Genomic DNA, 24,274 nt, shown 5'->3' with positions numbered 1-24,274 from the left:
GACGATGGACGGGCAGCCCGACGACTTCGAAATGGTGGCGGCATCCTTGCGGGCCGATGACGCCGACACCCACACCTACGTCGAGGCCCTGGCCACCAAGCTCGAGGGCGCTCTGCCGGGCCATGTGCAGGTGGAGCGCCACGCCCGCAAGCTGCTCTCGCACGACAAGGTGGTCCGCCGCATCGCCATCGCCCTGGGGGACTGCCGTTACACCCTCGACTCCGACGGGTCCGGGACCGTGGACTGCACCCGGGCCAAGGCGGTCCGGGGGATCGTGCTGAAGAATGACCGCCTGGCGCTGGCTGACTGGGTCACCGCCCTCGCCCAGGACATGGCGGCGCAGGCCGCCACCAGCGAGGAGGCCCGGATCGCCCTGCAGCGCCTCCTGACCTGATCCCGCTCCGCCCACCCATCCCAAGGAGCCGCCCATGAGTTTCTTCCACCGCCGGGGGTCCAGTGGCGCCGACGACGGCCCGAACGCCGCCGACTCCCGCCCGGCGCCCCCGTCCCTCCCGCCCGTCGATCCCGCCGTGGCCGCCGCCGAGGTGCAGGCGGCCATCGCCGCCCTCGAGCAGGGCGGCATCCCGCCCAAAGCCCAGGCCCGCCTCGCCGAGCTGCGCCAGGGGAACCAGACCCTCTTCACCTCCGACCTGTCGGTGGCCGAGTTCGCCCTCCTGGCTCGGGTGGGCCTCCGCCCGGTCTCGCAGGTGATGGGCAGCTCCGTGTACCACGTGGGCTGGCAGGGCATGCCCGGCTCGTACTTCGGCGTCGGCCGGGGCGCCTACGAGCTGACGATGCTCTCCGACGCCTGGAATCAGGCCCGCGGGCTGGCTCTCTCCCGCCTCCAGCAGGAGGCGCTGCACGCCGGGGCCGACGCCGTCGTCGGCGTGCGCATCACCTGGGGCGCCCACGACTTCGCCCCCAACTCGGTGGAGATGGTGGCGGTGGGCACGGCGGTGCGCACCGGATCGGCTGAGCCCAGCCCGTCACCGGTGCTGACCGACCTCTCCGGCCAGGAGGTCTACAACCTCCTCAGCGCCGGCTTCCGCCCGGTCGGGGTGGTGGGCGCCACCACGGTGTTCTACGTCGTCCCGCAGTGGGCCACGCAGAACCTGACCTCGGGCTGGGGGAGCTGGTCGGCCAACGCCGAGCTCCCGGACTTCACCCAGGCCCTCTACACCGCCCGGGAAGTGGCCTTCGGGCACCTCGGCGAGCAGGCCCGTCGACTCGGGGCGCACGGGGTGGTCGGGGTGTCGATCCGCCAGGACGTCCACACCCGGGAGATCGACCAGAACGGCAGCAAGCGCATCGACCTCATCGTCCAACTGCACGTGCTGGGCACCGCCATCATCGAGACCTCCGGCGCCGCCGGGGCACTGCCCGTCAAGACGAACCTCGACCTCTCCGTCTAGTTCCCATCAAAGGAGCCACGCATGAGCACCTACGACCCGCAGTCCCTGGAAGGGGTCCCCGCCGAGGCCCGCACCCGCATCCAGCAGATCCGGGGGGGCCTGTTCACCAGCGACCTCACGGTCAACGAGTTCCTGCTCGTGCGCCAGGCGGGCTTCGATCCGCTCGGCCTGGTCGTGGGTAGCTCGATCTACCACATCGGCATCCAGGTCGCCGGCTACAAGACCAGCCAGGAGCTGACCGTGCTCTCCCAGGCGATGTACGGCGCCCGGGAGCTGGCGATGACCCGGATGGAAGAGGAGGCCGACCAGCTGGGGGCCGACGGCATCGTCGGGGTGCGCCTCGACATCGGGCGCTACGAGTGGGGCGAGCACATGGCCGAGTTCATCGCCATCGGCACCGCTGTGAAGCACCGGGAGGGCGTGCTGCACCGGGCCCCGAACGGGCGCCCGTTCACCAGCGACCTGTCCGGCCAGGACTTCTGGACGCTGCTGAACACCGGGTACCGGCCGGTGGGCATGGTGATGGGGTCGTGCGTCTACCACGTGGCGCACCAGTCGATGATGCAGACGATGAAGCAGACCGGGCGCAACGTGGAGATGCCCAACTTCACCCAGGCCCTCTACGAGGCCCGGGAGTTGGCGATGGAGCGCATGCAGGCCGAGGCCCAGTCCATCCAGGCCCAGGGGATCGTCGGGGTGCAGCTGCAGGAGAAGAGCCACGGATGGGGCAGCCACGTGATCGAGTTCTTCGCCGTCGGCACCGGGGTCATCCCCTCCGAAGGCGGCCACACCATCCCGCCGCCCACCCCGATGCTGAGCCTGAACGACCCGCCCGGCCGGCTGTAGCTACCGCTCCAGCTGGCGCACCTCCGGGCTCTCCAGCATCGCCAGGATCGTCTCGGCCAGCGCCCGAGCCGACCGGGCGCTCAACTCCACGGCCACCCGGCGGGCGCCGCCCTCTGGGGCGGTGAGGTCGATGTTGAGGGTGTGCTCGTGCGGGGCATGGACCGGATGGTCGAAGTAGACGACGGCCTGCGAGAGGGGCGACCAGCCCTCGGTGCCCTTGGCGCTGCCCGAGACGGCCAGTGTGTCGGTGAGGTAGGTGCACATGTCAGGCTCCCTCGCTGCGCGTCAGGTAGCGCTCGAAGAACCCGAACACCTTCGCCCACCCGTCGGTGGCCGCCGCCTGGCGGTACATCGGCCGGTCCACGGCGAAGAACCCGTGCCCGGCGTTCGGGTAGGTGTGGAACTCGAACGTCTTGCCCTCCCGCTCCAGCACCGCGGCGATGGCGGCGGTCTCCTCGGGCGACGGCATCGTGTCCTCCTCGCCGAAGAGGCCGAGCAGGGGGCAGGACAGCCCCGGCGCCCGGTCGATGCAGGGCGTCATCTTGAGCGGGAGGGTGGGCGGAGGTGGTTTGAGCACGCAGGCCCCGTAGCAGTCCACGGCGGCGTCCACCGGCAGGGTGCAGGCGGTGAGGAAGGTCTGCCGCCCGCCCGAACAGAACCCGATCACCCCTACCTTGCCGCTGGCATAGGGGAGGGCCCGGAGGTGGGCCAGCGCCCCGCCGACGTCGCCCAGCAGGCGCTCGTCGGGTACCCCGCCGGCGGCCCGACCGGCGGCCGCCGCGTCCTCCGGGCTCATCCCGGCCCCCTCCCGGTGGTAGAGGTGCGGGCAGACCGCGGCGTACCCGTGGGCGGCGAACTTGCGGGTCATCTCCCTGCTGGCCTGGTCCCAGCCCGGGGCGTGGTGGATGACGATGACCCCGGGCACCGGCCCGGGCCCCAGCGGCCGGGCCAGGTAGGCGTCGATGAGATCGCCCCCGGTGCCGGTGATGCGCACGGTCTCGGCGATCATGCCTTCGTACATCGCGACCACCCTCCTTACGATCGGCCCCCCCAGCCCGGGGGCGAACGCTATCAAACCGGACCGCCCTACCCGCTCCGGGTCGGCACTCCCACCGAATCGCCCCGACCGGCTCGACGACATCACCGACCACCCGGAGCCGGCCGGCGAGGGCCCCGCATGCGAACCCGGTGGGCGGTCGGTCTGGAAGCGGCCCCGCTCGACCCTTAGACGTCTAAGCAAGCAACAAAAGCCGTGCTGCGAGCGGCTTTTGTCCCCCACCTCCGCCTGGCCGATTCTCGGGGCAAGAAAAATCCAAGAAAATGCGGGCGGGCCCTTGACATTGGTGCCTGGCCGGGGATACCATGGTGAAGTTCCGCAGAAATCCGAGGGGCGACCCAAGGGTTACTGCGGAACACTTCTATTTCCAGGTGAATAGGTCGGAGCGATTAGGGGCGCCTCTCGAGGTGGCCCCTCTTGTTTTGCCCGGGAGCCGTCCTCCCCGGCGAGTTACAAAATTGGCTTAGGCAACGTTCTGGTGAGTAAGATGGCGATCCGACGGGCCGCTCGGACCCAATCGTTGAAACTGACAGCCCGGTAATTTATGTTCTTGATCGATGGATCTCTTTCTCCGGGAGGAGCCGCAGCTACGCCTGTGTTCGCACGCGGGCTGCACCAGCCCCGCCTGCGCCACCCTGGCGTTCGACTACAAGACCCGCCAGGTCTGGCTCCACGACCTCCCCGACCCTCCGGACCCGGCCAGCTACGACCTGTGCTCGCCGCACGTCTCCCGGTTCCGCCCGCCCCGGGGGTGGGTGGTGGAAGACCGCCGGGCCTCCACCCAGGAAGCCGTCGGAGAGGACATCTTCCGGGCCGACGCCGTCTAGCCCCCGGTACGCCCGCATGACGCTCGAGCGGGGCCTCATCAAGCAGGTCCGCGCCCTCGACGAGTACGACCTCCGCCGCCTCATGATCTTCGTGCGCGGGCTGCTCGTGCAGCGGGGCGACCTCCCGCTCGGCCCCGAGGAGGTCATCGGGCGAGGGCCGGGCCGGGTGGGATTCCGCAGCCAGACCGTGAAGTGCGGCAAGGCGGGCTGCACCCGCTGCCCGCACGGCCCCTACTGGTACGCCTACTGGCGCGAGGATGGCCGGGTCCGGACCCGCTACATCGGCAAGGAACTGCCAGACAGCAAGGGTCAGTGAGGGTAGAGGTTTAAGCCCAAGCCCAAGTTCAGCGACTGACCGCGGCGCGCGCCGAATTGTCCGCCCTAGGCAGCTTCTCGCCACCCCGAGGCAATCTGTGAGTGCTCAGTCCCGTATATAGCACCCCCTAGCACTCACAGACTGTCCGCGCGGCCGTCGGCCCTCGGCCGGCCTAGCGGCTCACCGCCCAGCGGGTGCCCTCGGGCGTATCCGTCACCTCCACCCCCAGGCTGGCCAGCTCCTGGCGCAGGCGGTCCGCCCGGGCGAAGTCCCTGCCTGCCCGGGCCTGCTCCCGCTCGGCGATGCGCTCGGCCGCCCCGGGCGGCAGGTCGCCCCCCGGCACCGCATCCCGGTCCAGATCGAGTCCCAGCACCGCATCCCAGCCCGCCGCCAGCCGGGCCCGCTCGGCCGGAACCACCGGGGCGCCCGCCAGCCCGGCCAGCGCGGTCAGCGCCCTCGGGGTGTTGAGGTCGTCGGCGATGGCGGCCCGGAAATGGGTGTCGAGGTCCCGCCCGGCAGGGGACAGACCAGCGCCCGCCGACTCCGCCCCGCCCGCCGCCCGCCACTCGGCCACCTGGCGCCGGTAGCGCTGCAGCCCCCGGTCGGCCCCCTCCAGCGCCTCCCACGTGAAGTTGGCCGGCTCCCGGTAGCGCGACTGCAGGCACAGGTAGCGGAACGCCAGCGGGTCCGCCCCCCGGGCGACCACGTCGCCCAGGCCCACCACGTTGCCGGCCGACTTCGCCATCTTCCGGCCGTCCGCCAGCAGGTGGGCGGCGTGTGACCAGCCCCCCACCACCCGGTGGCCCACCGCTCCTTCGGACTGGGCGATCTCGCACTCGTGGTGGGGGAAGACCAGATCGGCCCCGCCGGTGTGCAGGTCGAAGCAGTCGCCCAGCAGGTGCAGGCTCATCGCTGAGCACTCGATGTGCCAGCCGGGGAACCCCGGCCCCCACGGGCTGGGCCAGTGCACGGTGCGCCGGGGCCCGGCCGCCCGCCAGAGCGTGAAGTCGTAGTGGTGGTGTTTCCGGGCATCGACGCCCTCGGTGCGGTGCCCGGCGTGGAGCCGGTCCACCGTGTTGTGCGAGAGCGCCCCGTAGCCCGGGAATGAGGCAACGTCGTAGTACACCATCCCGCCGGCTTCGTAGGCATGGCCCCGCCGGACCAGGTCGGCGGTCAGCGCCACCATGGCCTCGACGTGCTCCGTTGCCCGGGGATAGGCGTCGGCCGGCAGCAGGTGCAGCGCTTCGGCGTCCGCCCGGAAGGCGGCCGTGTACTTGGCGGCGATCTCGGCGGGCGCCAGGCCCTCGTCCTCGGCGGCGAGGAGCATCTTGTCGGCACCCGGCCCCTCCTGGGAGTCATCGGCCATGTGCCCGACGTCGGTGATGTTCATCACCTGGCGGACGGCCAGCCCCTCCAGAGCCAGGGCCCGACGGACCAGGTCGGCGGCCAGGAACGTGCGCAGGTTGCCGAGGTGGACGGGGCGGTAGACGGTCGGCCCGCAGGTGTACATCGTGACCCGGCCGGGCTCGAGGGGGACGAGGTCCCGCACCGCGCGCGCCAGGGTGTCGTAGAAGCGCACCGGGACAGACTACCCGGACCCGAAATTACGGGGCCGGACCCGAAGTTACGGGGCCCGACGGGGACAGCAGGTCTACGGGGTGAGCCGGTCTACCGGGTCAGCAGGTCAGCTGGCCCGCCGACGCAGGAGTGCCCGGCGCTCCAGCTCGGTCATGCCGCCCCAGATCCCGTAGGCCTCCCGGGCGTCGAGGGCGTACTCCAGGCACTCCGCCCGCACGGGGCAGCGGTTGCACACCGCCTTGGCGGCGTCCTCCCGGTCCCGCTTCTCCTTCACGGTCTCGGCGTGCTCCGGCCCGAAGAACAGCGTGGGGTCCATGCCCTTGCACTCGGCGAGATCCTGCCAGCGCGCCTCCAGCTCCAGAGACGCCAGCTTGGAGGCGAGCGCCTTGGTGGTCTTCGTAGTCTTCCTGGAGGGATGCTCTTCGGTGGTCACTTCATCTCCTGCGGTGGTGTCGGGTGGGACTGCTGATACTCCATATTCGACGCAGCGGCCCCGCTGGTGGTTCCCGCTTTGTCACGATCTGTTGCCGACGCTCCGGCTACGCCGACGCCGCCTGCACAACACTCCGGGCAGATACTCCTGAAAATTATCTCCGCAGTCAAAATTTTGAAGCCCTTTGCCTTCCCCGGCGGCAGGTGCGGGCTGGGCAACTCGCTCTCGTCGAGGTCCACCACCCGGTGGCAGCTCTCGCATACGAGGTGGTGGTGGGTGCCCCGGGCCACCAGATCGTAGCGGACCTTCCCGGATACCGGAAGATCACGAAGCTGACCAAGCCTTCTCAGTTCGCCAAGCGTATTGTAAACCGTGGCCAGCGAAACACTTGGCATTTCCCGGCGGACCTCGTCGTACACCTCCTCGGCGCTCATATGGTCGGTGCTGGCATGCAGCGCCGCTAGGACGGCCAGGCGCTGCGGCGTCACCCGGAGCCCCTGGGCCCGCAGGACCTGGGGCAGGTCGTCCCGGAGGTCGTGGGTGCCGACGACGTTCATCCAGAATCCCTTCTTCTTTAGAACAATTATCCGGCGCCCACAATCTCCCTGTCAACACCCCCACATCAGCGGGTAGAGTGCCCACATGAGCCCAACCAGCGACCTCTCCGGGATTTTCAAGGCCTATGACGTACGCGGGGTGTACCCCGACGACCTGAACGAGGACATTGCCCGCCGGGTGGGCGCCGGGTTCGCCGAGTTCTCCGGCGCGCCTTCGATCGTCGTCGGGCGGGACATGCGCCTGTCGTCCCCCGCTCTCGCCGCCGCCTTCATCGAGGGTGCCCGGGGCCGCGGCGTGGACGTCGTCGACATCGGCGAGGTGTCCTCCGACGCCCTCTACTACGCCTCGGGCGTGCTCGATGCCCCCGGGGCGATGTTCACCGCCTCGCACAACCCCGCCCGCTACAACGGCATCAAGATGTGCAAGGCAGGTGCCGCACCGGTGGGCCAGGACACCGGGCTGGCCGAGGTACGGGAGGGGGCCGAGGCCGATCTGCCCGCCGGCAACGGCGCCGGCGCGCTCACAACGAAGGACGTGGTCGAGGACTTCGCCCGCCACGTGACCTCATTCGTGGACGCCGGCCGGCTGCGCCCGCTCACCGTGGCGGTGGACGCCGGCAACGGCATGGCGGGCAAGATGATCCCGCCCCTGTTCGCCCACCTGCCCGTCCGGCTGGTCCCGCTGTACTTCGAGTTGGACGGCTCGTTCCCCAACCATCCCGCCGACCCCATTCAAGCCGCCAACCTCAAGGACCTGCAGGCAGCGGTGCTCCGGGAGGGGGCCGATCTCGGCCTCGCCTTCGACGGGGACGCCGACCGGGTCTTCCTGGTCGATGAAAAGGCGGAGCTGGTGTCCGGCAGCCTGACCACCGCCCTGGTGGCCACCCGGGTGCTCGCCCGTAACCCGGGGGCGTCCATCGTGCACAACCTGATCTGCTCCCGGATCGTCCCGGAGACCATCGCGGCCCACGGCGGCACCCCGATCCGCTCCCGGGTCGGGCACTCGTTCATCAAGCAGGTGATGGCCGAGTCGGGCGCCGCCTTCGGCGGGGAGCACTCCGGCCACTACTACTTCCGGGACAACTTCCGGGCCGACTCCGGCATGATCTGCTCGATGTTCGTCCTCGAGGCGCTCTCAGCCGGGGACCAGCCGCTGTCCGAGGTGCTGGCCCCCTACCGCAAGTACTGGGACTCGGGCGAGCGCAACACCGAGGTGGCCGATCCGGTGGCCAAGATGAAGGAGCTGGAGCAGGCGCATGCCGATGGCACCGTGGACTGGATGGACGGCCTCACGGTCAACTATCACGACTGGTGGTTCAACGCCCGGCCCTCGAACACCGAGCCGCTGCTGCGCCTGAACGTGGAGGCGTCCAGCGCCGAGGACGGCGAGGCCCGCACCGCCGAGCTGCTCGCCCGCATCTCGGCGTAGCTCGGCGTAGCGCTCTGGCGGCGTCGGCCCGTGCAGGAAACCCCCGACGATCTCGCGGCGCTCCAGGCCCTGCTCGACGCCAGCTGGGCCGCCGGTGGGCCGCACCTGCGGAGCATCATCACCGCCGATCGGCGGGTGGGGGCCGAGGCGCTCTGCCGGCGGCTGACCGGCATGTGCCTGCTGGTACTGGCGACGGTCACCGCCGACGGCCGCCCGCTCGCCGGCCCGGTGGACGGCATCTTCTACCGGGGGTCGTGGTACTTCAGCTCCTCGCCCGACTCCGTGCGTCTGCGCCACATCGCCCGCCGCCCGCAGGTGAGCGCCACCCACCTGCCCGAGGAGAGCTTCTCGGTCACCGTGCACGGCCGGGCGGTACCCATCGACTTCCGGGACCCCGGCCAGTCCGGGTTCCGGGCCTGCCTGCTCGGTATCTACGGGCCCCGGTACGGCACCGGCTGGGAGGACTGGGCGGCCGTCAATGCCGCCTACTGGCGCATCGACGCCGCCAAGATGTTCACCTTCGCCATGACCGAGCCGGCCACGCTCCCTGACGTATCCTGACCGGCGCACACCGAACCCCGACCGGATCCGATTGGAGCCCTGACGATGGTTGACCAGGAACTGTTGAAGATTCTGATCTGCCCGAACTGCCACGGCCAGATCGAGTACCGGGAGGCCGACTCCGTCATCGCGTGCGTCGGGGAGTGCCGGTACGAGTACCCGGTGGTCGACGGCATCCCGCACATGCTGGTCGACGAAGCCCGCAAGCCTTGACGGCCGCCCGCCTCGACGCCCCGGAGGCGTACACCGAAGCCGACCCGACCGACTTCCTCGCCACGGTCGAGGGCCTGCCCGGCCAGCTCGCCGAGGCCATCGCCATCGCCTCGGCAGCCGGGCCCCTGCCGGGCGCCGACGGGGTGTCCTCGATCGCCGTCCTCGGGATGGGGGGCTCGGGCATCTCCGGTGAACTCTGCCGCACCCTGCTCGCCGCCCGGGCCCGGGTCCCGGTGGCCACCATCCGGGACTACGCCCTGCCGGCATGGGTGGGACCCGGCACCCTGGTCTTCGCGGTCTCCTACTCGGGCGACACCGAGGAGACCCTCGCCGGCTTCGACACCGCCCAGGCCCGGGGGGCCCGCATCGTGGCGATCACCTCGGGCGGGACGCTGGCCGCCCGGGCCCGGGCGGGGGGCCACACCGTGGTCTCGGTGCCCGGAGGCCTGATGCCCCGGGCGGCCCTGGGCTACGTCGGGATGCCCGCACTGGTGGTGGCCGACCGCATGGGCCTCGCCCCCGGGCTGGCCGGGGACCTCGCCGAGGCGGTTGCGGTGGTCGGGCAGCGGATGGCCGAGTGCCGGCGGACGGTGCCGGCCGGGGGCAACCTCGCCAAGCAGCTGGCCAGCCGCCTGGCCGGGGTCCTGCCCCTGATCTGGGGGACCGAGGGGATCGCCGGGGCTGCCGCCTACCGCTGGCGCTGCCAGATCAACGAGAACGCCAAGGGGTTCGCCGCTTGGGCCGTCTTCCCGGAGCTGAACCACAATGAGGTCGTCGGCCTCTACGGCCGGGCGGAGGGCCGCGAGCCCATCGGCGTCGTGGTGCTGCGCCATGACGGGGAGCCACCCCGGACCGCCCGCCGGATCGAGGCGACCACCGAGCTGGTCGGCCCGTCGGTCGCCTTCATCGAGGAGGTGCATGCCCGGGGCTCGTCCGAGGCCGCCCGCCTGCTGGACCTGGTGTGCGTGGGCGACCTCGTCTCCACCTACCTGGGGATCCTCCAGGGCATCGACCCCGCCCCCATCGAGGCCATCGTCCGGCTCAAGGCGGCCCTCGGGGCCTGACGGCGGCTGCTGGGGCATGGCGGTGGGAACCCGGATCGCGCTGATCGCCGGCTCGGGCCTGGCACCGGTCATGGCCCGCCTCGGCGGCACCGCCCGCCCCTGGATGCCGCCGGAGGACCGGCCCCCGGCGCCCGGCCACCGGATGGAGGTGACCGAAGGGCTGCTCGGCGGGGTGCCCGCCCTCGGCTTCGGCGGGCGGCTGCACTACTACCAGGGCTACTCGATGGCCGAGGTGGTCCAGCCTGTCCGGGACGCCCACGCCTGGGGGGCCGAGGTCCTGCTGCTGACCAACGCCGCCGGCTCGCTCCGGACCGAGATCGCCGGCGGGGCGGTGACCCTCATCCGGGACCACATCAACCTGATGCCCGACTCGCCGCTGCGCGGGGGCGCCGAGTTCCTCGACCTGTCCGCCGCCTACGATGCCCAGCTCCGCCGCTCCGCCCAGCAGGTGGCCCGAGAGCTTCGGGCGACCGCCGTGCCCGAGGTGGTCTACGCCGCAGTGGCCGGGCCGGCCTTCGAGACCCCCGCCGAGGTACGGATGCTGCGCATGCTCGGGGCGGACACGGTCGGCATGTCCACCGTGCCCGAGGTGCTCATGGCCCGCCGGCTGGGCATGCGGGTGCTGGCGGTCAGCGTGGTCACCAACCGGGCGGGCGAGGGAGCGACCGCCGGGTCCGTGCTGGAGGCGGCCGGGGCGTGCTCGACGCTGGTGGGCGACCTCCTGGAGGGCGTGGCGGCGACGCTGGCGTAGTGGCTCAGGCCACCAGCCACAGCGGGAAACGGTAGGCGATCCGGTTCAGCATCCGGGCGCCCTTCACGGCGTCCTCCGGGGAGGCCCACTCGAAGCCGAAGGCGTTGGCGAGGCGGTTGATCAGGCAGAACACGAAGGCGATGTCGAGCGCGGCGGCGAGGTCCTCGTCCGACACGCCCCGCTGCCGGGCCGCCTCCGCGGCCGCGGGCGCAACGCTCCCGGGATCCCGGACGGCGGTGGCCAGGAAGGCCATCGTGGCGGCGACGCGATCGCTGAACCCGGCGTGCTCCCAGTCCTCCAGCTGGCCGATGGTGACCGGCTGGCCGGACCGCAGACCGGCGATCTCGCCGTGGACGGTGGCGCAGAACGGGCACCGGTTCAGGTGCGACACGAAGGCGGCGAGCAGCTCCCGCTCGGCGGGCGACCAGGGCGAGGGGCCGCGCATCACCGACCGCACGAAGGGCAGCCACTGCCGGCCGAATACCTCGGGCCGGTACAGCGAGATCTTGACCACCGGGTCCATCTCCGCCTTGCCGAGGCGCCGGGAGGCGGCGAACAGCACCCGGGCCCGCCGGGACTGGCCGTGCTCCAGGACGGCGAGTCGGAGCGTCACCCCGGTGATGGGCGCAGGGCACCGAGCCCGCCGGCGCGCACCCGGTCGGCCGCCCCGAGCGCCGCCGACAGCGTCGCCTCGAAGATCTCGTCCTCCGAGCATCCGGCCGCGAGCAGGTCGGAGGTGTGCCGCGCGGTCAGCGTGCTGCCGCCTCCGGCAACCGATGCTACGTAGCCATCGAGGCGGGGGTCGGCGGGCATCCGGTCGGCGATCGCCTGCCGGACGCCCGGCTCGAGCACTCCTGGGGCGCCCAGGATGGCGGCGCGTAGCGCCGAGACCGCGTCGTCCAGGCGGCCGGCGCCCACAGGGTCAGTACCAGTCAGTACCGGTCAGTACCGGTAGTGGTCCGGCTTGTAGGGCCCGTCCACCGGGATGCCGAGGTACGCCGCCTGCGCCTCGGTCAGCGTGGTGAGCTTGACCCCCAAGGCGTCGAGGTGCAGCCGCGCCACCTTCTCGTCGAGGTGCTTGGGCAGCGTGTAGACGCCGATCGGGTACCTCTCGGGCGAGCCGTAGAGCTCGATCTGGGCGATCACCTGGTTGGTGAAGGAGTTCGACATCACGAAGCTGGGGTGCCCAGTGGCGTTGCCCAGGTTCAGCAGCCGGCCCTCGGACAGGATGATCACCGCGTGGCCATCGGGGAAGGTCCAGGTGTCCACCTGGGGCTTGATGTTCTCCCGCACCACGCCGGGCACCCGGCGCAGACCCGCCATGTCGATCTCGGTGTCGAAGTGGCCGATGTTGCCCACGATGGCGTTGTGCTTCATCGCCGTCATGTGGGCGGCGGTGATGATGTCCCGGTTGCCAGTGCAGGTGACGAAGATGTCGGCCTCGCCCACGACATCCTCCAGCGTGGCCACCTGGTAGCCGTCCATGGCGGCCTGCAGGGCACAGATCGGATCGATCTCGGTGACAATCACCCGGGCACCCTGGCCCCGGAGGCTCTCCGAGCACCCTTTACCGACGTCGCCGTACCCGCACACCACCGCGGTCTTCCCGCCGATGAGCACGTCGGTGCCCCGGTTGATCCCGTCGATCAGCGAGTGCCGGCAGCCGTACTTGTTGTCGAACTTCGACTTGGTCACCGAGTCGTTGACGTTGATTGCCGGGAAGAGCAGTGCCCCCCGCTCGGCCATCTCGTAGAGCCGGTGGACGCCGGTGGTGGTCTCCTCGGTCACCCCCCGGATCGCCTCGGCCATGGCGGTCCACTTGCCGGGCTCGTGGCCCAGGCGGGCGGCCAGCACGTCGAGGATGACGACCCACTCCTCGTTGTCGTCGGCTGCCGGCTCGGGGACGGCCCCGGCCTTCTCGAACTCGACGCCTTTGTGGATGAGCAGGGTGGCGTCGCCCCCGTCGTCCAGGATCATGTTGGGGCCAGGTTCCCCGGGCCAGGTGAGCGCCTGCTCGGTGCACCACCAGTACTCCTCCAGGGTCTCGCCCTTCCAGGCGAAGACCGGGACGCCGGCGGGGTGCTCCACGTCGCCCTCCGGGCCGACGGCCACCGCCGCGGCGGCGTGGTCCTGGGTAGAGAAGATGTTGCACGAAGCCCAGCGCACCTGGGCGCCCAGGGCCACGAGGGTCTCGATGAGCACGGCGGTCTGCACGGTCATGTGGAGGCTGCCCGTGATCCGGGCGCCCGCCAGCGGCTGGGTGGCGGCGAATTCCCGGCGCACCGCCATCAGTCCCGGCATCTCGTGCTCGGCGAGGCGTATCTCCTTGCGGCCGAGATCGTTCAGGGACAGGTCGGCAACTTTGAAGTCGGGCATAGGGCGCTCACCCTTTCGTTGGGCCCACGACGGGCGGGCGGACGAACGAAGTCAGCATACCGGCGGGCCTGATCCGGGCTGGCCCGTACCGGAAGGTTGTAGGAGGTCCCGGGAGCCCCGAAGGTCTTGAAGCCCATAAACTCTGTGGCCCCCTCGCCATATACTGGACCCGAAAGGGTCGTCCGGGCTGTGGTTGCGGGGCGGGCGGTGTCCCAACACCGCCGGTCCTCAGTCCAGGCCAGCCGCAGGCGAAAGGACCCACGTAAGGCGTCTCCTCGCTGAGGGGGGTGCTGAGCATGGTGCGGTTTAGGTGTAAGTCCTGCCGGGCGCCCGGGATGGACCCGGGGCCGGCCAGCAGGCGAATGTGGGGCCAAAGACCAGGTCAGCCGGGCGACCCCTTCATCTGGCGCTCCGCCTGTGGCTGCGCTGTTCATCTGGCGCTCCGCCTGTGGCTGCGCTGTTCATCCGGCGCTCCGCCTGGGGCTCTGCTGTCCGCCCCACCGTTGCCGTAATCTCCTGCTCGGGTCGGGCGACAGTTCAGCGGAAGGAGGGTGGCGCCACTTATGGAGATCACAGTCCACAGCCAGCACGGGCATCTGCCTGAGTCTCTGCAGGCCTTGGCCGCCTCCAAGATGGAGGTGTTGACCAAATACCTGTCCACCATCGCCAAGATCGACCTCGAGGTGGACAAGGACGGGCACAGTTCCTACCTCATCCGGGTGGCGGTGGCGACCACCGGTCCGGTGTTCCGCTCCCGGGTGGTGGCCGAGGACCCGATGTCGGGGATCGACGTCGCCGTGGAGCGCCTCTCCCGGCGTCTCAAGGAGTTCAAGCGGATGCGCTCAGGCCGCCCGCTGCACGCCAAGCCGGCCGGGAGAGCCCTCCCGGTGGCCCAGGTGCCAACAGGTGAGGAGGGAATTCTCGACTCGGGCCCCGAGTCAGGCTAATGTGCACATAAGAACGGGCCGATAGACAGCGTAGCCTCGGCGGAGCGTCGGGGTATGCCGTAGCCTCGGCGGAGCGTCGGGACACGCGTGGCCTGAGGCGGAGCGGCCCCTACAAGGACTTGTGGTGAGCGAAGAGCCGGAAGAAGTCGAGGACGTCGCCGCGCTGGGGGCCGATCCCTTGAGCGAGCCCATCCGCGTGATCATCGTCGATGACCACGCCCTCTTCCGCCGTGGCCTGCAGATGGTCCTCGAGGTAGAGAAGGACATCGAGGTGGTCGGCGAGGCCGGCGACGGCACCGACGCCGTGGCCAAGGCCGAGGAGACCGTCCCCGACGTCGTCCTGATGGACGTCCGCATGCCCAAGCGCTCCGGGCTGGAGGCCACCCGGGCCATCAAGGAGACGTTGCCCAACACCAAGATCCTGATGCTCACCATCTCCGATGAGGAAGCGGACCTCTACGAGGCGATCAAGGCCGGGGCGTCGGGCTACCTGCTCAAGGAGATCTCCATCGAGGAGGTGGCCAATGCGGTGCGGGCGGTCAACGCCGGCCAGTCGCTGATCTCACCCTCGATGGCCTCCAAGCTGCTGAACGAGTTCGCCTCGATGGTGAAGCGCTCCGACGAGCGCTCCGGGGTGCCCGCCCCCCGCCTCACCGAGCGTGAGCTGCAGGTCCTCAAGCTGGTGGCCCGGGGCCACAACAACCGGGACATCGCCAAGGAGCTCTACATCTCCGAGAACACCGTGAAGAACCATGTCCGCAACATCCTGGAGAAGCTGCACCTCCACTCCCGCATGGAGGCGGTCGTCTACGCCGTGCGGGAGCGCCTTCTCGATATCAAGTAGGGCCGCCCGGGCGCCGATACCTGAAGGGTAGGCGACCGGATTGACCGCCTGGATCGCGCGGGGGCCAGCCTGGTTGCGGTCATACTTGACCCCGCGACAATGACCATAACCCGGAGAATGAGTATCCGACGATGAGCGTACTCGACCCCCTCCTGCACGCCGGAGAAGCCCGGCGTTTCAAGAAAATCGTTGCACTGGCAACCAAGGTCAATGACTGGGAAGCCGAGATCGAGGCCCTCTCCGACGAGGAGCTGCGCGGCAAAACCGCGGAGTTCCGCCAGCGCCTGGAGGACGACGAGGAGCTGACCCTCGACGACATCCTGCCCGAGGCGTTCGCCTGCGTGCGGGAGGCGGCCAAGCGCACGATCGGCCAGCGCCACTTCGACGTTCAGGTGATCGGCGGGACCGTGCTGCACAAGGGCGCCATCGCCGAGATGAAGACCGGCGAAGGCAAGACCCTGGTGGCCACCATGCCCGCTTACCTCAATGCCCTCCCGGGCAAAGGGGTGCATGTCGCCACGGTGAACCCCTACCTGGCCAAGCGCGACGCCGAGTGGATGGGCCAGATCTACCGCTTCCTCGGGATGACCTGCGGCCTGATCCAGCCCGACATGTCGATGGCCGAGCGCCGGGCCAACTACGCGTGCGACATCACCTACGGCACCAACAACGAGTTCGGCTTCGACTACCTGCGGGACAACATGGCGATGCGCCTCCAGGACCTGACCCAGCGCAGCCACTTCTTCGGCATCGTGGACGAGGTGGACTCGATCCTCATCGATGAGGCCCGCACCCCGCTGATCATCTCCGGCGCCGCCGACGAGGCCGCCCGCTGGTACCGCACCTTCGCCCGCCACGTGAAGCGGTTGCGCGACGACGAGCACTACGAGGTGGACGAGGCCAAGAAGACCATCGCGGTCAGCGAGGAGGGCATCGCCCGGGTCGAAGAGCTGCTGGGCATCGAGAACCTCTACGACCAGGTCCACACCCCGCTGGTGCATTACCTGGAGACCGCCCTCAAGGCCAAGGAGCTCTACAAGCGGGACCGGGACTACATCGTGCAGAACGGCGAGGTCCTGATCGTGGACGAGTTCACCGGCCGGACGCTGCCCGGGCGGCGCTGGTCCGACGGCCTGCACCAGGCGGTCGAGGCCAAGGAGGGCGTGCCCATCCAGCAGGAGAACCAGACGCTGGCCACCATCACCATCCAGAACTACTTCCGGATGTACGAGAAGCTCGCCGGCATGACCGGTACGGCCAAGACCCAGGCCACCGAGTTCGCCAACGTCTACAACCTCGAGGTCTACGAGATCCCGACCAACCGTCCCATCCAACGCCTGGACGAGCCCGACGCCATCTACAAGACCGAGGACGCCAAGTGGAAGGCGGTGACCGAGGACGTCGTGCAACGCCACAACGACGGCCAGCCGGTCCTGGTGGGCACGGTGTCGATCGAGAAGTCCGAGCGCCTGGCGGGCTACCTGACCCGCCGGGGCGTCCCGCACCACATCCTGAACGCCAAGCACCACGAGCGGGAAGCCTTCATCGTGGCGCAGGCCGGGCGGACCGGGGCGGTCACGCTGGCCACCAACATGGCGGGCCGAGGCGTAGACATCCTGCTGGGGGGCAACGCCGAGTACCTGGCCCGGGCCGAGATGGCCGCCCGGGGCTGGGACAACGACGCCTACCTGCTCCAGCAGCTCGAGCCGGAGGACCGGGAAGCCTACGAGGCCGAGTACGAGCCGCTCCTCAAGGAGATGAAGGACCAGTGCGCCGCCGAGCACGACGAGGTGGTCGAGATCGGGGGCCTGTACATCTGCGGCACCGAGCGCCACGAGTCCCGCCGGATCGACAACCAGCTCCGGGGCCGTGCCGGCCGCCAGGGCGACCCGGGCGAGACCCGCTTCTACCTGTCGCTGGACGACGACCTCATGCGCTTCTTCGCCACCGGGATGATCTCCACGGTGATGGAGCGCCTCAACCTGCCCGAGGAGATGCCCATCGAATCGAAGATGGTCTCCAAGGCGATCGAGCGGGCGCAGAGCCAGGTCGAGTCCCAGAACTACGAGATCCGCAAGAACGTCCTGAAGTACGACGAGGTGATGAACAAGCAGCGCGAGGTGGTCTACGAGCAGCGCCGCCAGCTGCTCGAGGGCGCCGATCTCTCCGAGAAGGCGCAGGAGTTCGTCGCCGGCACCATCGAGAACACCATCGCCATCTATGCCAACCCCGAGTCGCACAGCGAGGACTGGGACTGGGAGGGCCTGGAGGCCGCCATGCCCCAGCTCTTCCCCACCAAGCTGGTCGGCACCTTCGACCATGAGGGCGTTGCGTACCCGGAACTGGTGGACGCCTACCTGGAGGAGGGCATGGCGCACTACCAGCAACGCGAGGAGGAGATCGGCGAGGAGAAGATGCGCGAGCTCGAGCGGCTCGTCTTCGTGTCGATCCTCGACAACAAGTGGCGTGAGCACCTCTACGAGATGGACTACCTCCGGGAGGGCATCGGACTGCGCGGCTACGGCCAGCGAGACCCGGAGATCGAGTACAAGCGTGAGGGCTTCGACATGTTCCAGACGATGATGGCCTCGATCAAGGAGGAGTTCGTCCGGTACATGTTCCACGTGCAGGTGATCGAGGAGCAGCCCCCAGCCGAGGCACCGCCGCCCCCCCAGCAGCAAGCACGGGGGCCGAAGCAGCAGCCGAAGGGCGGGGGCCGGCCGATGTCGGTGGCCGAGGTGGCCGCCGCCCGGGCCGCCCAACAGGCGGCCAACGGAGCCACCGGGGCCACGGGAGCCAACGGAGCCACGCCGGCAGCCACTGCCAACGGCAACGGGAGCGCTCCGAGCGCCCCGGTCCCGGCGACGGTCGGGGCCGAGGCCGGGACCGAGGTCAGCGCCGGGGCCTCATCGGCGCTAGCCGAAGCTGCAGCAGGCGAGGCTAGGGCCCCGGCTGGGGCCTCACCCGAGGGCGGCGGCGACGCGTATCCCGGTACCCCGCGCAACGCCGCGTGCCCGTGCGGGTCGGGCCGCAAGTACAAGAAGTGCCACGGGGCAGCCGCCTGAGCGGCGCCGAGACTCACGACTCCTGAAGGTCCGCAAAAACCGTCGTCCCGCGCTGCGTCCACGCGCACCCGACAGCCCGGGGCCACAGCCGTGCTGTAACGCGATCGCCCCCGAATCTCAACCTCGCCGAAACCCTTCCGACACCGCCCGGAAACGTGCACCGACCATGCTGCGCCCGTTGTGGGTTGAGTGCATCGAGCAGGTATCGAGCGGAAGGAAGGGCGGATGCTCAAAGAGCGGGAACTGGCACCCCGGGGGCCGGCCGCCGGGCGGCGGGGCAGGGGTTGGATCGAGCACTGGGACCCCGAGGACGAGACCTTCTGGCAGGCCGAGGGCAAGCGGATCGCCCGCAAGAACCTCGCGCTGTCGATCTTCACCGACCACCTCGGCTTCTGCATCTTCGTCGTGTGGACCAGCGTGGTCATCAACCTGGCCAACATGGGCATCGTCCTCACGCTCTCCCAGCAGTTCCTGCTGACGCTGATCCCCAACCTCGTCGGCTCGGCCCTGCGGATCCCCTACACCTTCGCCCTGCCCAGGTTCGGTGGGCGGAGGTGGACCACCTTCAGCGCCGGCGTGCTCCTCCTGCCCGCGCTCCTGCTCGCCGTGGTGGTGCCGGGCGGGTGGCTGGCCCACCAGGCGCCCGGCGCCCAGTTCTGGGTCCTCTTCGCCTGCGCGGCGACCGCCGGGCTGGGCGGCGGCATCTTCGCCTCCTCGATGGCCAACATCTCGTTCTTCTATCCCGAGCAGGAGAAAGGTTTCGCCCTCGGGCTCAACGCCGCCGGCGGGAACCTGGGCGTGGCGGTATCCCAGCTCTTCGTGCCCCTCGTCATCATCATCGGGGTCTCCTCCCAGCTGGTCGCCCTGCCGAAGCACCCCGTGCACATGGCCTACGCCGGCTGGGTCTTCGTCCCGCTGATCGCTCTGGCGGCGGCGGGGGCGTGGTGGCTGATGGACAGCCTGCGGGAGGCCCGCTCGGACGGGCGGGCCTACGCGATGGCGGTGCGCAATCCGGCCACCTGGCTGCTGTCCTTCCTCTACGTCGGCACCTTCGGCTCGTTCATCGGCTTCTCGTTCGCCCTTCCCCTGGTGATCAAGAACACCTTCCCCGAGTTTCTCGGCCACCACCCCTTCATCGCCACCTACCTCGGGGGGCTCGGGTTCATGGGCGCGTTGATCGGTTCCCTCGCCCGGCCGCTGGGGGGTGGGCTGTCCGACCGGGTGGGCGGCGCCAAGGTGACCCTGGCCGTGTTCGCCGCCATGGCGGTCGCCACTGCGGCCGCCGCCATCGGGGTCCAGCACCGCAGCTTCGGCCTCTTCTTCGGCTCCTACATGGTGGTGTTCCTGCTGAGCGGCCTGGGCAACGGGTCGATCTACAAGATGATCCCGTCGGTCTTCGCCGCCTACGGGCGCCGGCATGCCGCCGATGCCGGGATCCCGCCCCAGTCGGTGGCCGGCGGCTTCAAGCGCCAGGCCGCGGCGGTGATCGGCATCGCCGGGGCCATCGGTGCCTTTGGCGGGGTGCTGGTCCAGGTGGTGTTCCGGCAGGCCAGCCTCCACGTCTCGGCCCTCGTCAAGGCCGCCACCACACCCGCCGCCAAGCTCACCGTCGCCGTCGCCCACGCCAACTGGTCGGTCCCCGCCCTGTGGGTCTTCCTGGGGGCGTACGTGGTGTTCGCCGTGGTGACCTGGGCGGCGTTCCTGCGGAGGCCGGCAGAGGCGCCGATATAGTCGGGGGGTGACCGATGACCTGCAGCCCCGCCTCGCAGACGCCGAGGGGAAGCTCGCCCACGTAAAGGAGTACCTTTGACGTCCCGGCCAAGCGCACCCGGGCGGCGGCCCTGCACGATCTCGCCGCCCAGCCCGGGTTCTGGGACGACCAGGCGGCGGCCACCCGCCAGATGGCCGAACTGGCCCGCCTCGACGACGACCTGAAGTCCTACGACCGCCTGGCCGAGTGCCTCGAGGAAGCCGGCGTGCTGCACGCCCTGGCGCTCGAGGAGGCCGACGAGGCCACCCAGGTGGAGGCGGTCGCCGCCCTCGACGCAGTCGAGGCGGAGCTCGAGGCGCTGGAGGTGCGTACGCTCCTGTCGGGCGAGCATGACGAGGCGGCGGCCATCGTCAGCGTGCACGCCGGGGCGGGCGGCACCGAGTCGTGCGACTGGGCCGAGATGCTCCTGCGCATGTACCTGCGCTGGGCCGAGCACCATGCCTTCAAGGTAGAGCTGGTCGAGGTGGCCGAGGGGGAGGAGGCCGGCATCAAGCGGGCCACGTTCACCCTGGAGGGGCGCTCAGCATACGGCCTGATGTCGGCCGAGAAGGGTGTCCACCGCCTGGTGCGGATCTCGCCGTTCGACGCCTCGAAGCGCCGGCACACCTCCTTCGCCAGTGTGGATGTGGTGCCCGCCCTGGCCGACGAGGACGAGGTCGAGATCGATCCCAAGGAACTGCGGATCGACACGTACCACTCGTCCGGGGCCGGCGGCCAGCACGTCAATGTGACCGATTCGGCGGTGCGCATCACCCACCTGCCTACCGGCATCGTGGTGTCGGTGCAGAACGAGCGCTCGCAGATCCAGAACCGGGCCGTCGCTATGAAGATCCTGGGGGCACGGCTCGCCCAGCGCGCCGCCGAGGAGCGGATGAAGGAGCTGGACGAGATCCGGGGCGAGCAGATGGAGAACACCTTCGGTTCCCAGATCCGCTCCTACGTCCTGGCCCCCTACCAGCTGGTGAAGGACCACCGCACCGGGGTGGAGGTGGGCAACGTCGAGGCTGTGCTCGACGGCTACATCGATGGGCTCATCACTGCCGAGTTGCGCAGGCGTGCCTCGAAACCCGGAGCCAGCAACTAGATCGAGCCGAGAATCGGACCCTCTGACAGTTTCCTGAGGATCGCTTAAGGTACCGGTAAATCACGACAAAACAGGCACAAATTTTCGGGATTCCGAGACCCATCTGGTAGGATCGGTCGCCTAGGCGTGCCCGCCTTACCCGGTCTGGGGGAGAGCTTCGGATGGACAGATGATCCGGCTCGAGAACGTAAGCAAGGTCTACAAGGAATCCGTCGTTGCGCTGCGCGACGTCTCGGTGGACATCGCCAAGGGCGAGTTCGTCTTCCTCGTCGGCACCACGGGATCGGGCAAGACCACGCTGATCAAGATGCTCCTCCGGGAGGAGGACCCCAGCGAGGGCCGCATCTACGTCGCCGGCAAGGACCTCAGCATGCTGCCCCGGTGGCGGGTGCCCTACCTGCGCCGGATGATCGGCTGCGTCTTCCAGGACTACAAGCTGCTGCCCAACAAGACGGTGTACGAGAACGTGGCGTTCGCCCTGGAGGTCATCGGCAAGCCCCGCCACGACATCCGGGAGCGGGTGCCCGAGATCCTTGACCTCGTCGGGCTCAGCGACCGGCTCACCAACCGTCCCGATGAGCTCTCCGGCGGCGAGCAGCAGCGGGTCTCCGTGGCCCGGGCGATGGTCAACCGACCGGCCATCCTGCTGGCCGACGAGCCCACCGGCAACCTGGACCCCGCCACCTCGGCCGACATCATGAAGCTGCTCCTGCGCATCAATGCGGCGGAGACCACCGTGTTGATGGCCACCCACGACCACGCCATCGTCAACCAGTTCCGCAAGCGGGTGATCGAGCTGGAGAACGGCAAGGTGGCCCGCGACCAGGTGCGGGGCGTCTACGGGCTGGGGGGCAAGTAGCGCTCGTGGGGCTCCGCCTGAAGTACTTCGCTGGCGAAGCGGTCGTCAACCTGAAGAGGAACCTCTTCATGACGGTCGCCGCGGTGTCCACCGTCTCGGTGAGCCTTTTCCTGCTGGGCGGCGTGATCATCTTCGGCCACATCGTGGGCAACGTCGTCGGCGACTTCGGCCAGAAGGTGCAGATCAACGTTTTCCTGGACGACAGCATCACGTCGCAGGCCCAGGCCGACCTGAAGACCTCGATCCAGTCGATGCCCGATGTCGCCCAGGTGATCTTCGTGTCCAAGGACCAGGCGTACAAGGACTACAAGGACATGTTCGCCAGCAATCCCGACATCACCAAGGACGTGTCCCCCGACGCCCTCCCGGCCTCGTTCGAGATCCGCCTGAAGGACCCCAACCAGGTGTCCGCGGTCAAGAACCAGCTGGTGGGCCGGGCGGGAATCTCCGATGTCAACGACGGCGGCCAGGCGGTGAAGAGCCTGCTGCGCATCAACTCGCTGCTGCGCACCGTCAGCCTGGTCATGACCATCCTGCTGCTGGCCGCCGCCACGGTGCTCATCGCCAACACCATCCGCCTGGCCATCTACTCCCGCCGGCGGGAGATCGGGGTCATGAAGCTGGTGGGCGCCACCAACTGGTTCATCCGGGTGCCCTTCATCTTTGAGGGCGTCGTCGAGGCGGTGACCGGGGCGCTCGTCGCGGCCGCGGTCATCGGGATTGCCAAGGTGCTCTGGCTGAACCGCCTGTCCAAGGCCCTGGTCATCCTGCCGATCGGCGTGACCGGCAGCACCGTGGTGTGGATGCTCATCGTGCTGGTGGCGGTGGGCATGACCGTCGGGACGCTCGGTTCCACGCTGGCACTGCGCCGCTTCCTCGAAGTCTGAGCCCGCCTTCCCCAGCCGTAATTTCACCCACGTAATTACGTCGGTGAATCATAAAGGAATTACTCTCCTGTAATTAGGCATATTTCCCGATCTCCGGCTCGTAACAGGCGTTATGCTCTGTGAGCCGAATGCAAGTTCTGATTCCATGAGTCGTCTTCTGAGGTTATCCGCCGCCGCCTGCGTCCTGGCGCTTCTCGCCTTCGGGACGCCGGGCGCGGCGTCCACCCCTCGTGCCGTGCCTGCGGCATCCGGGGGGAGTGGGACGACGTCGGGCTCGGGTTCCTCGCAGACCGCCGACCAGATGGCAACGTTCTGGAACGGGTTCCGGACCGCGCAGCTCCAGGCGACGGCCCTGCAGGCCAAGATCACCCAGGAGACCAAGCAGCAGAACCAGCTGAAGGGCCAGATCGCCAGCTACACCTCGCAGATCGCCGCCGCCCAGGCGCAGCAGGCGGCCGACACAGTGCAGCTCACCGCCACCGACGCCCAGCTTGCCAGCCTGGAGGCAAGCATCGCCACCACCACCGCCCAGGTCAGCGACGCCCAGCAGCAGGTGCAGCAGCGCTTCGTGAGCCTGTACAAAGCCGGGCCGGCGTCGTATCTCGGGCTGATCCTCGGGGCGACCAGCATGAACGACTTCATCAACCGGCTGAACTACGTCGGCAGCGTGGTGGGCTCCGACAAGGGCAAGATCGACGCCCTGAAGACGCTCAACGACCAGCTGGACGCCCAGAAGACCCAGGCGAACCAGCGCAAGGCGCAGATCGCCGCCGAGCAGGCCGCCGTCCAGGCCGAGGGTGCCAAGATCACCGCCCTGCGGGCCAGCGTCAGCCAGGCGAGCGCCACCCTGACCAGCCAGATCGCCGCCCAGAAGCCCGAGCTGGACCAGATCCAGGCCCAGAAGGCGATCTACCTGCAGGACATGGCCACCCTGGCGGGCGAGTCCTCGTCCATCACCGCCATGGTCCGTGCCCGCCAGGCCAACCAGGCGTACACCTGGCAGGGCAAGAAGCTGATCTGGCCGGTGCACGGCGCCATCTCGTCGCCCTTCGGGCCCCGCATCAACCCGATCTTCGGCAACAACGAGTTCCACACCGGCATCGACATCGCCGTCGACATGGGCGTGCCCATCCTGGCCGCCGCCCCCGGGCAGGTCATGTACGCCGGGGTCATGCAGGGCTACGGCAACGTGGTGATCCTGGACGACGGCGGGGCGCTCGCCACCCTGTACGCCCACATGTCGGTGATCGGGGTGCACCTGGGCCAGACGGTGAAGCAGGGCCAGCAGATCGGCGCAGTCGGCTGCACCGGGCTGTGCACCGGCCCCCACCTGCACTTCGAGACCCGGGTGGGTGGCACGCCGGTGCAGCCGCTGGGCTTCATGCCGTAGGTGCGTC

General features: G+C 69.5%; 26 protein-coding genes. 18 read left to right on the top strand and 8 right to left on the bottom strand.

The annotated features are described in order from the left end of the window. Nucleotides 1-4 precede the first annotated feature (4 nt). Genes VFW71_15720 through VFW71_15710 form a run of 3 tightly spaced genes read left to right on the top strand, consistent with a single transcriptional unit; the run spans nt 5 to nt 2,258 of the window. Nucleotides 5-394, top strand: a complete 390-nt coding sequence (locus tag VFW71_15720; GenBank protein HEU5004210.1) for a hypothetical protein — start codon at nt 5-7, stop codon at nt 392-394. A gap of 34 nt (nt 395-428) precedes the next feature. Further along, complete coding sequence (locus tag VFW71_15715; protein HEU5004209.1) at nt 429-1,412, top strand: heavy metal-binding domain-containing protein; 984 nt, start codon at nt 429-431, stop codon at nt 1,410-1,412. A 21-nt stretch (nt 1,413-1,433) separates the two neighbouring features. Further along, on the top strand, nt 1,434-2,258 hold the full coding sequence (locus VFW71_15710) for a heavy metal-binding domain-containing protein (GenBank protein HEU5004208.1): 825 nt from the start codon (nt 1,434-1,436) through the stop codon (nt 2,256-2,258). Here VFW71_15710 and VFW71_15705 read toward each other — a convergent pair whose 3' ends face one another. Both VFW71_15705 and VFW71_15700 read right to left on the bottom strand, forming a co-directional pair. Continuing rightward, entirely contained in the window at nt 2,259-2,522 is a 264-nt protein-coding gene (locus VFW71_15705; protein HEU5004207.1) for a DUF6295 family protein, read from the bottom strand. Between the two features lies 1 nt (nt 2,523). Next, complete coding sequence (locus VFW71_15700; protein ID HEU5004206.1) at nt 2,524-3,279, bottom strand: dienelactone hydrolase family protein; 756 nt, start codon at nt 3,277-3,279, stop codon at nt 2,524-2,526. 593 nt (nt 3,280-3,872) lie between these two features. Here VFW71_15700 and VFW71_15695 point away from each other — a divergent pair. Both VFW71_15695 and VFW71_15690 read left to right on the top strand, forming a co-directional pair. Beyond that, on the top strand, nt 3,873-4,142 hold the full coding sequence (locus VFW71_15695; protein HEU5004205.1) for a DUF3499 family protein: 270 nt from the start codon (nt 3,873-3,875) through the stop codon (nt 4,140-4,142). A gap of 16 nt (nt 4,143-4,158) precedes the next feature. Further along, the gene (locus tag VFW71_15690; GenBank protein ID HEU5004204.1) at nt 4,159-4,458 is read left to right on the top strand and encodes a hypothetical protein; all 300 of its coding nucleotides are present in this window, start codon (nt 4,159-4,161) and stop codon (nt 4,456-4,458) included. 172 nt (nt 4,459-4,630) lie between these two features. Here VFW71_15690 and cysS read toward each other — a convergent pair whose 3' ends face one another. The 3 genes from cysS to VFW71_15675 all read right to left on the bottom strand — a co-directional run bounded on the left by cysS (nt 4,631) and on the right by VFW71_15675 (nt 7,026). Next, entirely contained in the window at nt 4,631-6,037 is a 1,407-nt protein-coding gene (gene cysS / locus VFW71_15685) for a cysteine--tRNA ligase (GenBank protein HEU5004203.1), read from the bottom strand. Nucleotides 6,038-6,142: 105 nt separating this feature from the next. Further along, nucleotides 6,143-6,406 carry a WhiB family transcriptional regulator gene (locus tag VFW71_15680; protein ID HEU5004202.1) on the bottom strand — a complete coding sequence of 88 codons (264 nt, stop codon included), beginning with the start codon at nt 6,404-6,406 and terminating at the stop codon, nt 6,143-6,145. 59 nt (nt 6,407-6,465) lie between these two features. Then, the gene (locus VFW71_15675; protein ID HEU5004201.1) at nt 6,466-7,026 is read right to left on the bottom strand and encodes a Fur family transcriptional regulator; all 561 of its coding nucleotides are present in this window, start codon (nt 7,024-7,026) and stop codon (nt 6,466-6,468) included. An 85-nt stretch (nt 7,027-7,111) separates the two neighbouring features. Here VFW71_15675 and VFW71_15670 point away from each other — a divergent pair, with 85 nt between their 5' ends. Genes VFW71_15670 through VFW71_15650 form a run of 5 tightly spaced genes read left to right on the top strand, consistent with a single transcriptional unit; the run spans nt 7,112 to nt 11,044 of the window. Continuing rightward, nucleotides 7,112-8,455: a phosphomannomutase/phosphoglucomutase gene (locus VFW71_15670; protein ID HEU5004200.1), complete on the top strand. Its 1,344-nt coding sequence runs from the start codon at nt 7,112-7,114 to the stop codon at nt 8,453-8,455. A gap of 30 nt (nt 8,456-8,485) precedes the next feature. Next, nucleotides 8,486-9,016 (top strand): pyridoxamine 5'-phosphate oxidase family protein, encoded by a 531-nt coding sequence (locus VFW71_15665; protein HEU5004199.1) that lies wholly within the window; start codon nt 8,486-8,488, stop codon nt 9,014-9,016. A 45-nt stretch (nt 9,017-9,061) separates the two neighbouring features. Then, complete coding sequence (locus VFW71_15660; protein HEU5004198.1) at nt 9,062-9,229, top strand: Trm112 family protein; 168 nt, start codon at nt 9,062-9,064, stop codon at nt 9,227-9,229. After that, on the top strand, nt 9,226-10,293 hold the full coding sequence (locus VFW71_15655; protein ID HEU5004197.1) for a bifunctional phosphoglucose/phosphomannose isomerase: 1,068 nt from the start codon (nt 9,226-9,228) through the stop codon (nt 10,291-10,293). The genes VFW71_15660 and VFW71_15655 overlap by 4 nt, the downstream gene beginning before the upstream one ends. A 16-nt stretch (nt 10,294-10,309) precedes the next feature. Next, nucleotides 10,310-11,044 carry a purine-nucleoside phosphorylase gene (locus tag VFW71_15650; protein ID HEU5004196.1) on the top strand — a complete coding sequence of 245 codons (735 nt, stop codon included), beginning with the start codon at nt 10,310-10,312 and terminating at the stop codon, nt 11,042-11,044. A gap of 4 nt (nt 11,045-11,048) precedes the next feature. Here the strand turns inward: VFW71_15650 and VFW71_15645 are convergent, their stop codons facing one another. From VFW71_15645 to ahcY, 3 genes are read right to left on the bottom strand one after another with little or no spacing between them, the layout of a single operon-like run. Continuing rightward, nucleotides 11,049-11,657, bottom strand: coding sequence for a carboxymuconolactone decarboxylase family protein (locus VFW71_15645; protein ID HEU5004195.1), 609 nt, complete (start codon nt 11,655-11,657; stop codon nt 11,049-11,051). Next, nucleotides 11,654-11,962: a hypothetical protein gene (locus tag VFW71_15640; GenBank protein HEU5004194.1), complete on the bottom strand. Its 309-nt coding sequence runs from the start codon at nt 11,960-11,962 to the stop codon at nt 11,654-11,656. Before VFW71_15640 ends, VFW71_15645 begins: the two co-directional genes overlap by 4 nt. Nucleotides 11,963-11,986: 24 nt before the next feature. Next, nucleotides 11,987-13,420 carry an adenosylhomocysteinase gene (gene ahcY / locus VFW71_15635; protein ID HEU5004193.1) on the bottom strand — a complete coding sequence of 478 codons (1,434 nt, stop codon included), beginning with the start codon at nt 13,418-13,420 and terminating at the stop codon, nt 11,987-11,989. A gap of 563 nt (nt 13,421-13,983) precedes the next feature. Between ahcY and VFW71_15630 the strand changes: the two genes are divergently transcribed. The 8 genes from VFW71_15630 (at nt 13,984) to VFW71_15595 (ending at nt 24,267) form a co-directional block, all read left to right on the top strand. Then, nucleotides 13,984-14,367: an HPF/RaiA family ribosome-associated protein gene (locus tag VFW71_15630; GenBank protein ID HEU5004192.1), complete on the top strand. Its 384-nt coding sequence runs from the start codon at nt 13,984-13,986 to the stop codon at nt 14,365-14,367. Nucleotides 14,368-14,491: 124 nt separating this feature from the next. Next, a complete protein-coding gene (locus VFW71_15625) occupies nt 14,492-15,211 on the top strand; it encodes a response regulator transcription factor (protein ID HEU5004191.1) in 720 nt (239 codons plus the stop codon). A 131-nt stretch (nt 15,212-15,342) separates the two neighbouring features. Continuing rightward, complete coding sequence (gene secA, locus VFW71_15620) at nt 15,343-18,276, top strand: preprotein translocase subunit SecA (protein HEU5004190.1); 2,934 nt, start codon at nt 15,343-15,345, stop codon at nt 18,274-18,276. Between the two features lie 225 nt (nt 18,277-18,501). Further along, on the top strand, nt 18,502-20,007 hold the full coding sequence (locus VFW71_15615) for an MFS transporter (protein HEU5004189.1): 1,506 nt from the start codon (nt 18,502-18,504) through the stop codon (nt 20,005-20,007). Nucleotides 20,008-20,014: 7 nt separating this feature from the next. After that, a protein-coding gene (prfB, locus tag VFW71_15610) for a peptide chain release factor 2 (protein ID HEU5004188.1) occupies nt 20,015-21,131 on the top strand; the annotation gives its coding sequence in 2 pieces (ribosomal slippage) (nt 20,015-20,071 and nt 20,073-21,131; 1,116 coding nt in all). 169 nt (nt 21,132-21,300) lie between these two features. Beyond that, nucleotides 21,301-21,990: a cell division ATP-binding protein FtsE gene (gene ftsE, locus VFW71_15605; protein HEU5004187.1), complete on the top strand. Its 690-nt coding sequence runs from the start codon at nt 21,301-21,303 to the stop codon at nt 21,988-21,990. Between the two features lie 5 nt (nt 21,991-21,995). Next, entirely contained in the window at nt 21,996-22,877 is an 882-nt protein-coding gene (gene ftsX, locus VFW71_15600; protein HEU5004186.1) for a permease-like cell division protein FtsX, read from the top strand. Nucleotides 22,878-23,022: 145 nt separating this feature from the next. Further along, nucleotides 23,023-24,267 (top strand): peptidoglycan DD-metalloendopeptidase family protein, encoded by a 1,245-nt coding sequence (locus VFW71_15595; GenBank protein ID HEU5004185.1) that lies wholly within the window; start codon nt 23,023-23,025, stop codon nt 24,265-24,267. Nucleotides 24,268-24,274: the final 7 nt, after the last annotated feature.

The sequence above is a fragment of the Actinomycetota bacterium genome (genome assembly GCA_035765775.1).
GTDB lineage: Bacteria > Actinomycetota > CADDZG01 > JAHWKV01 > JAOPZY01 > DASTWV01.
Note: the sequence above shows the minus strand (reverse complement) of the source record. Positions and strands in the feature narration are given on the sequence as shown.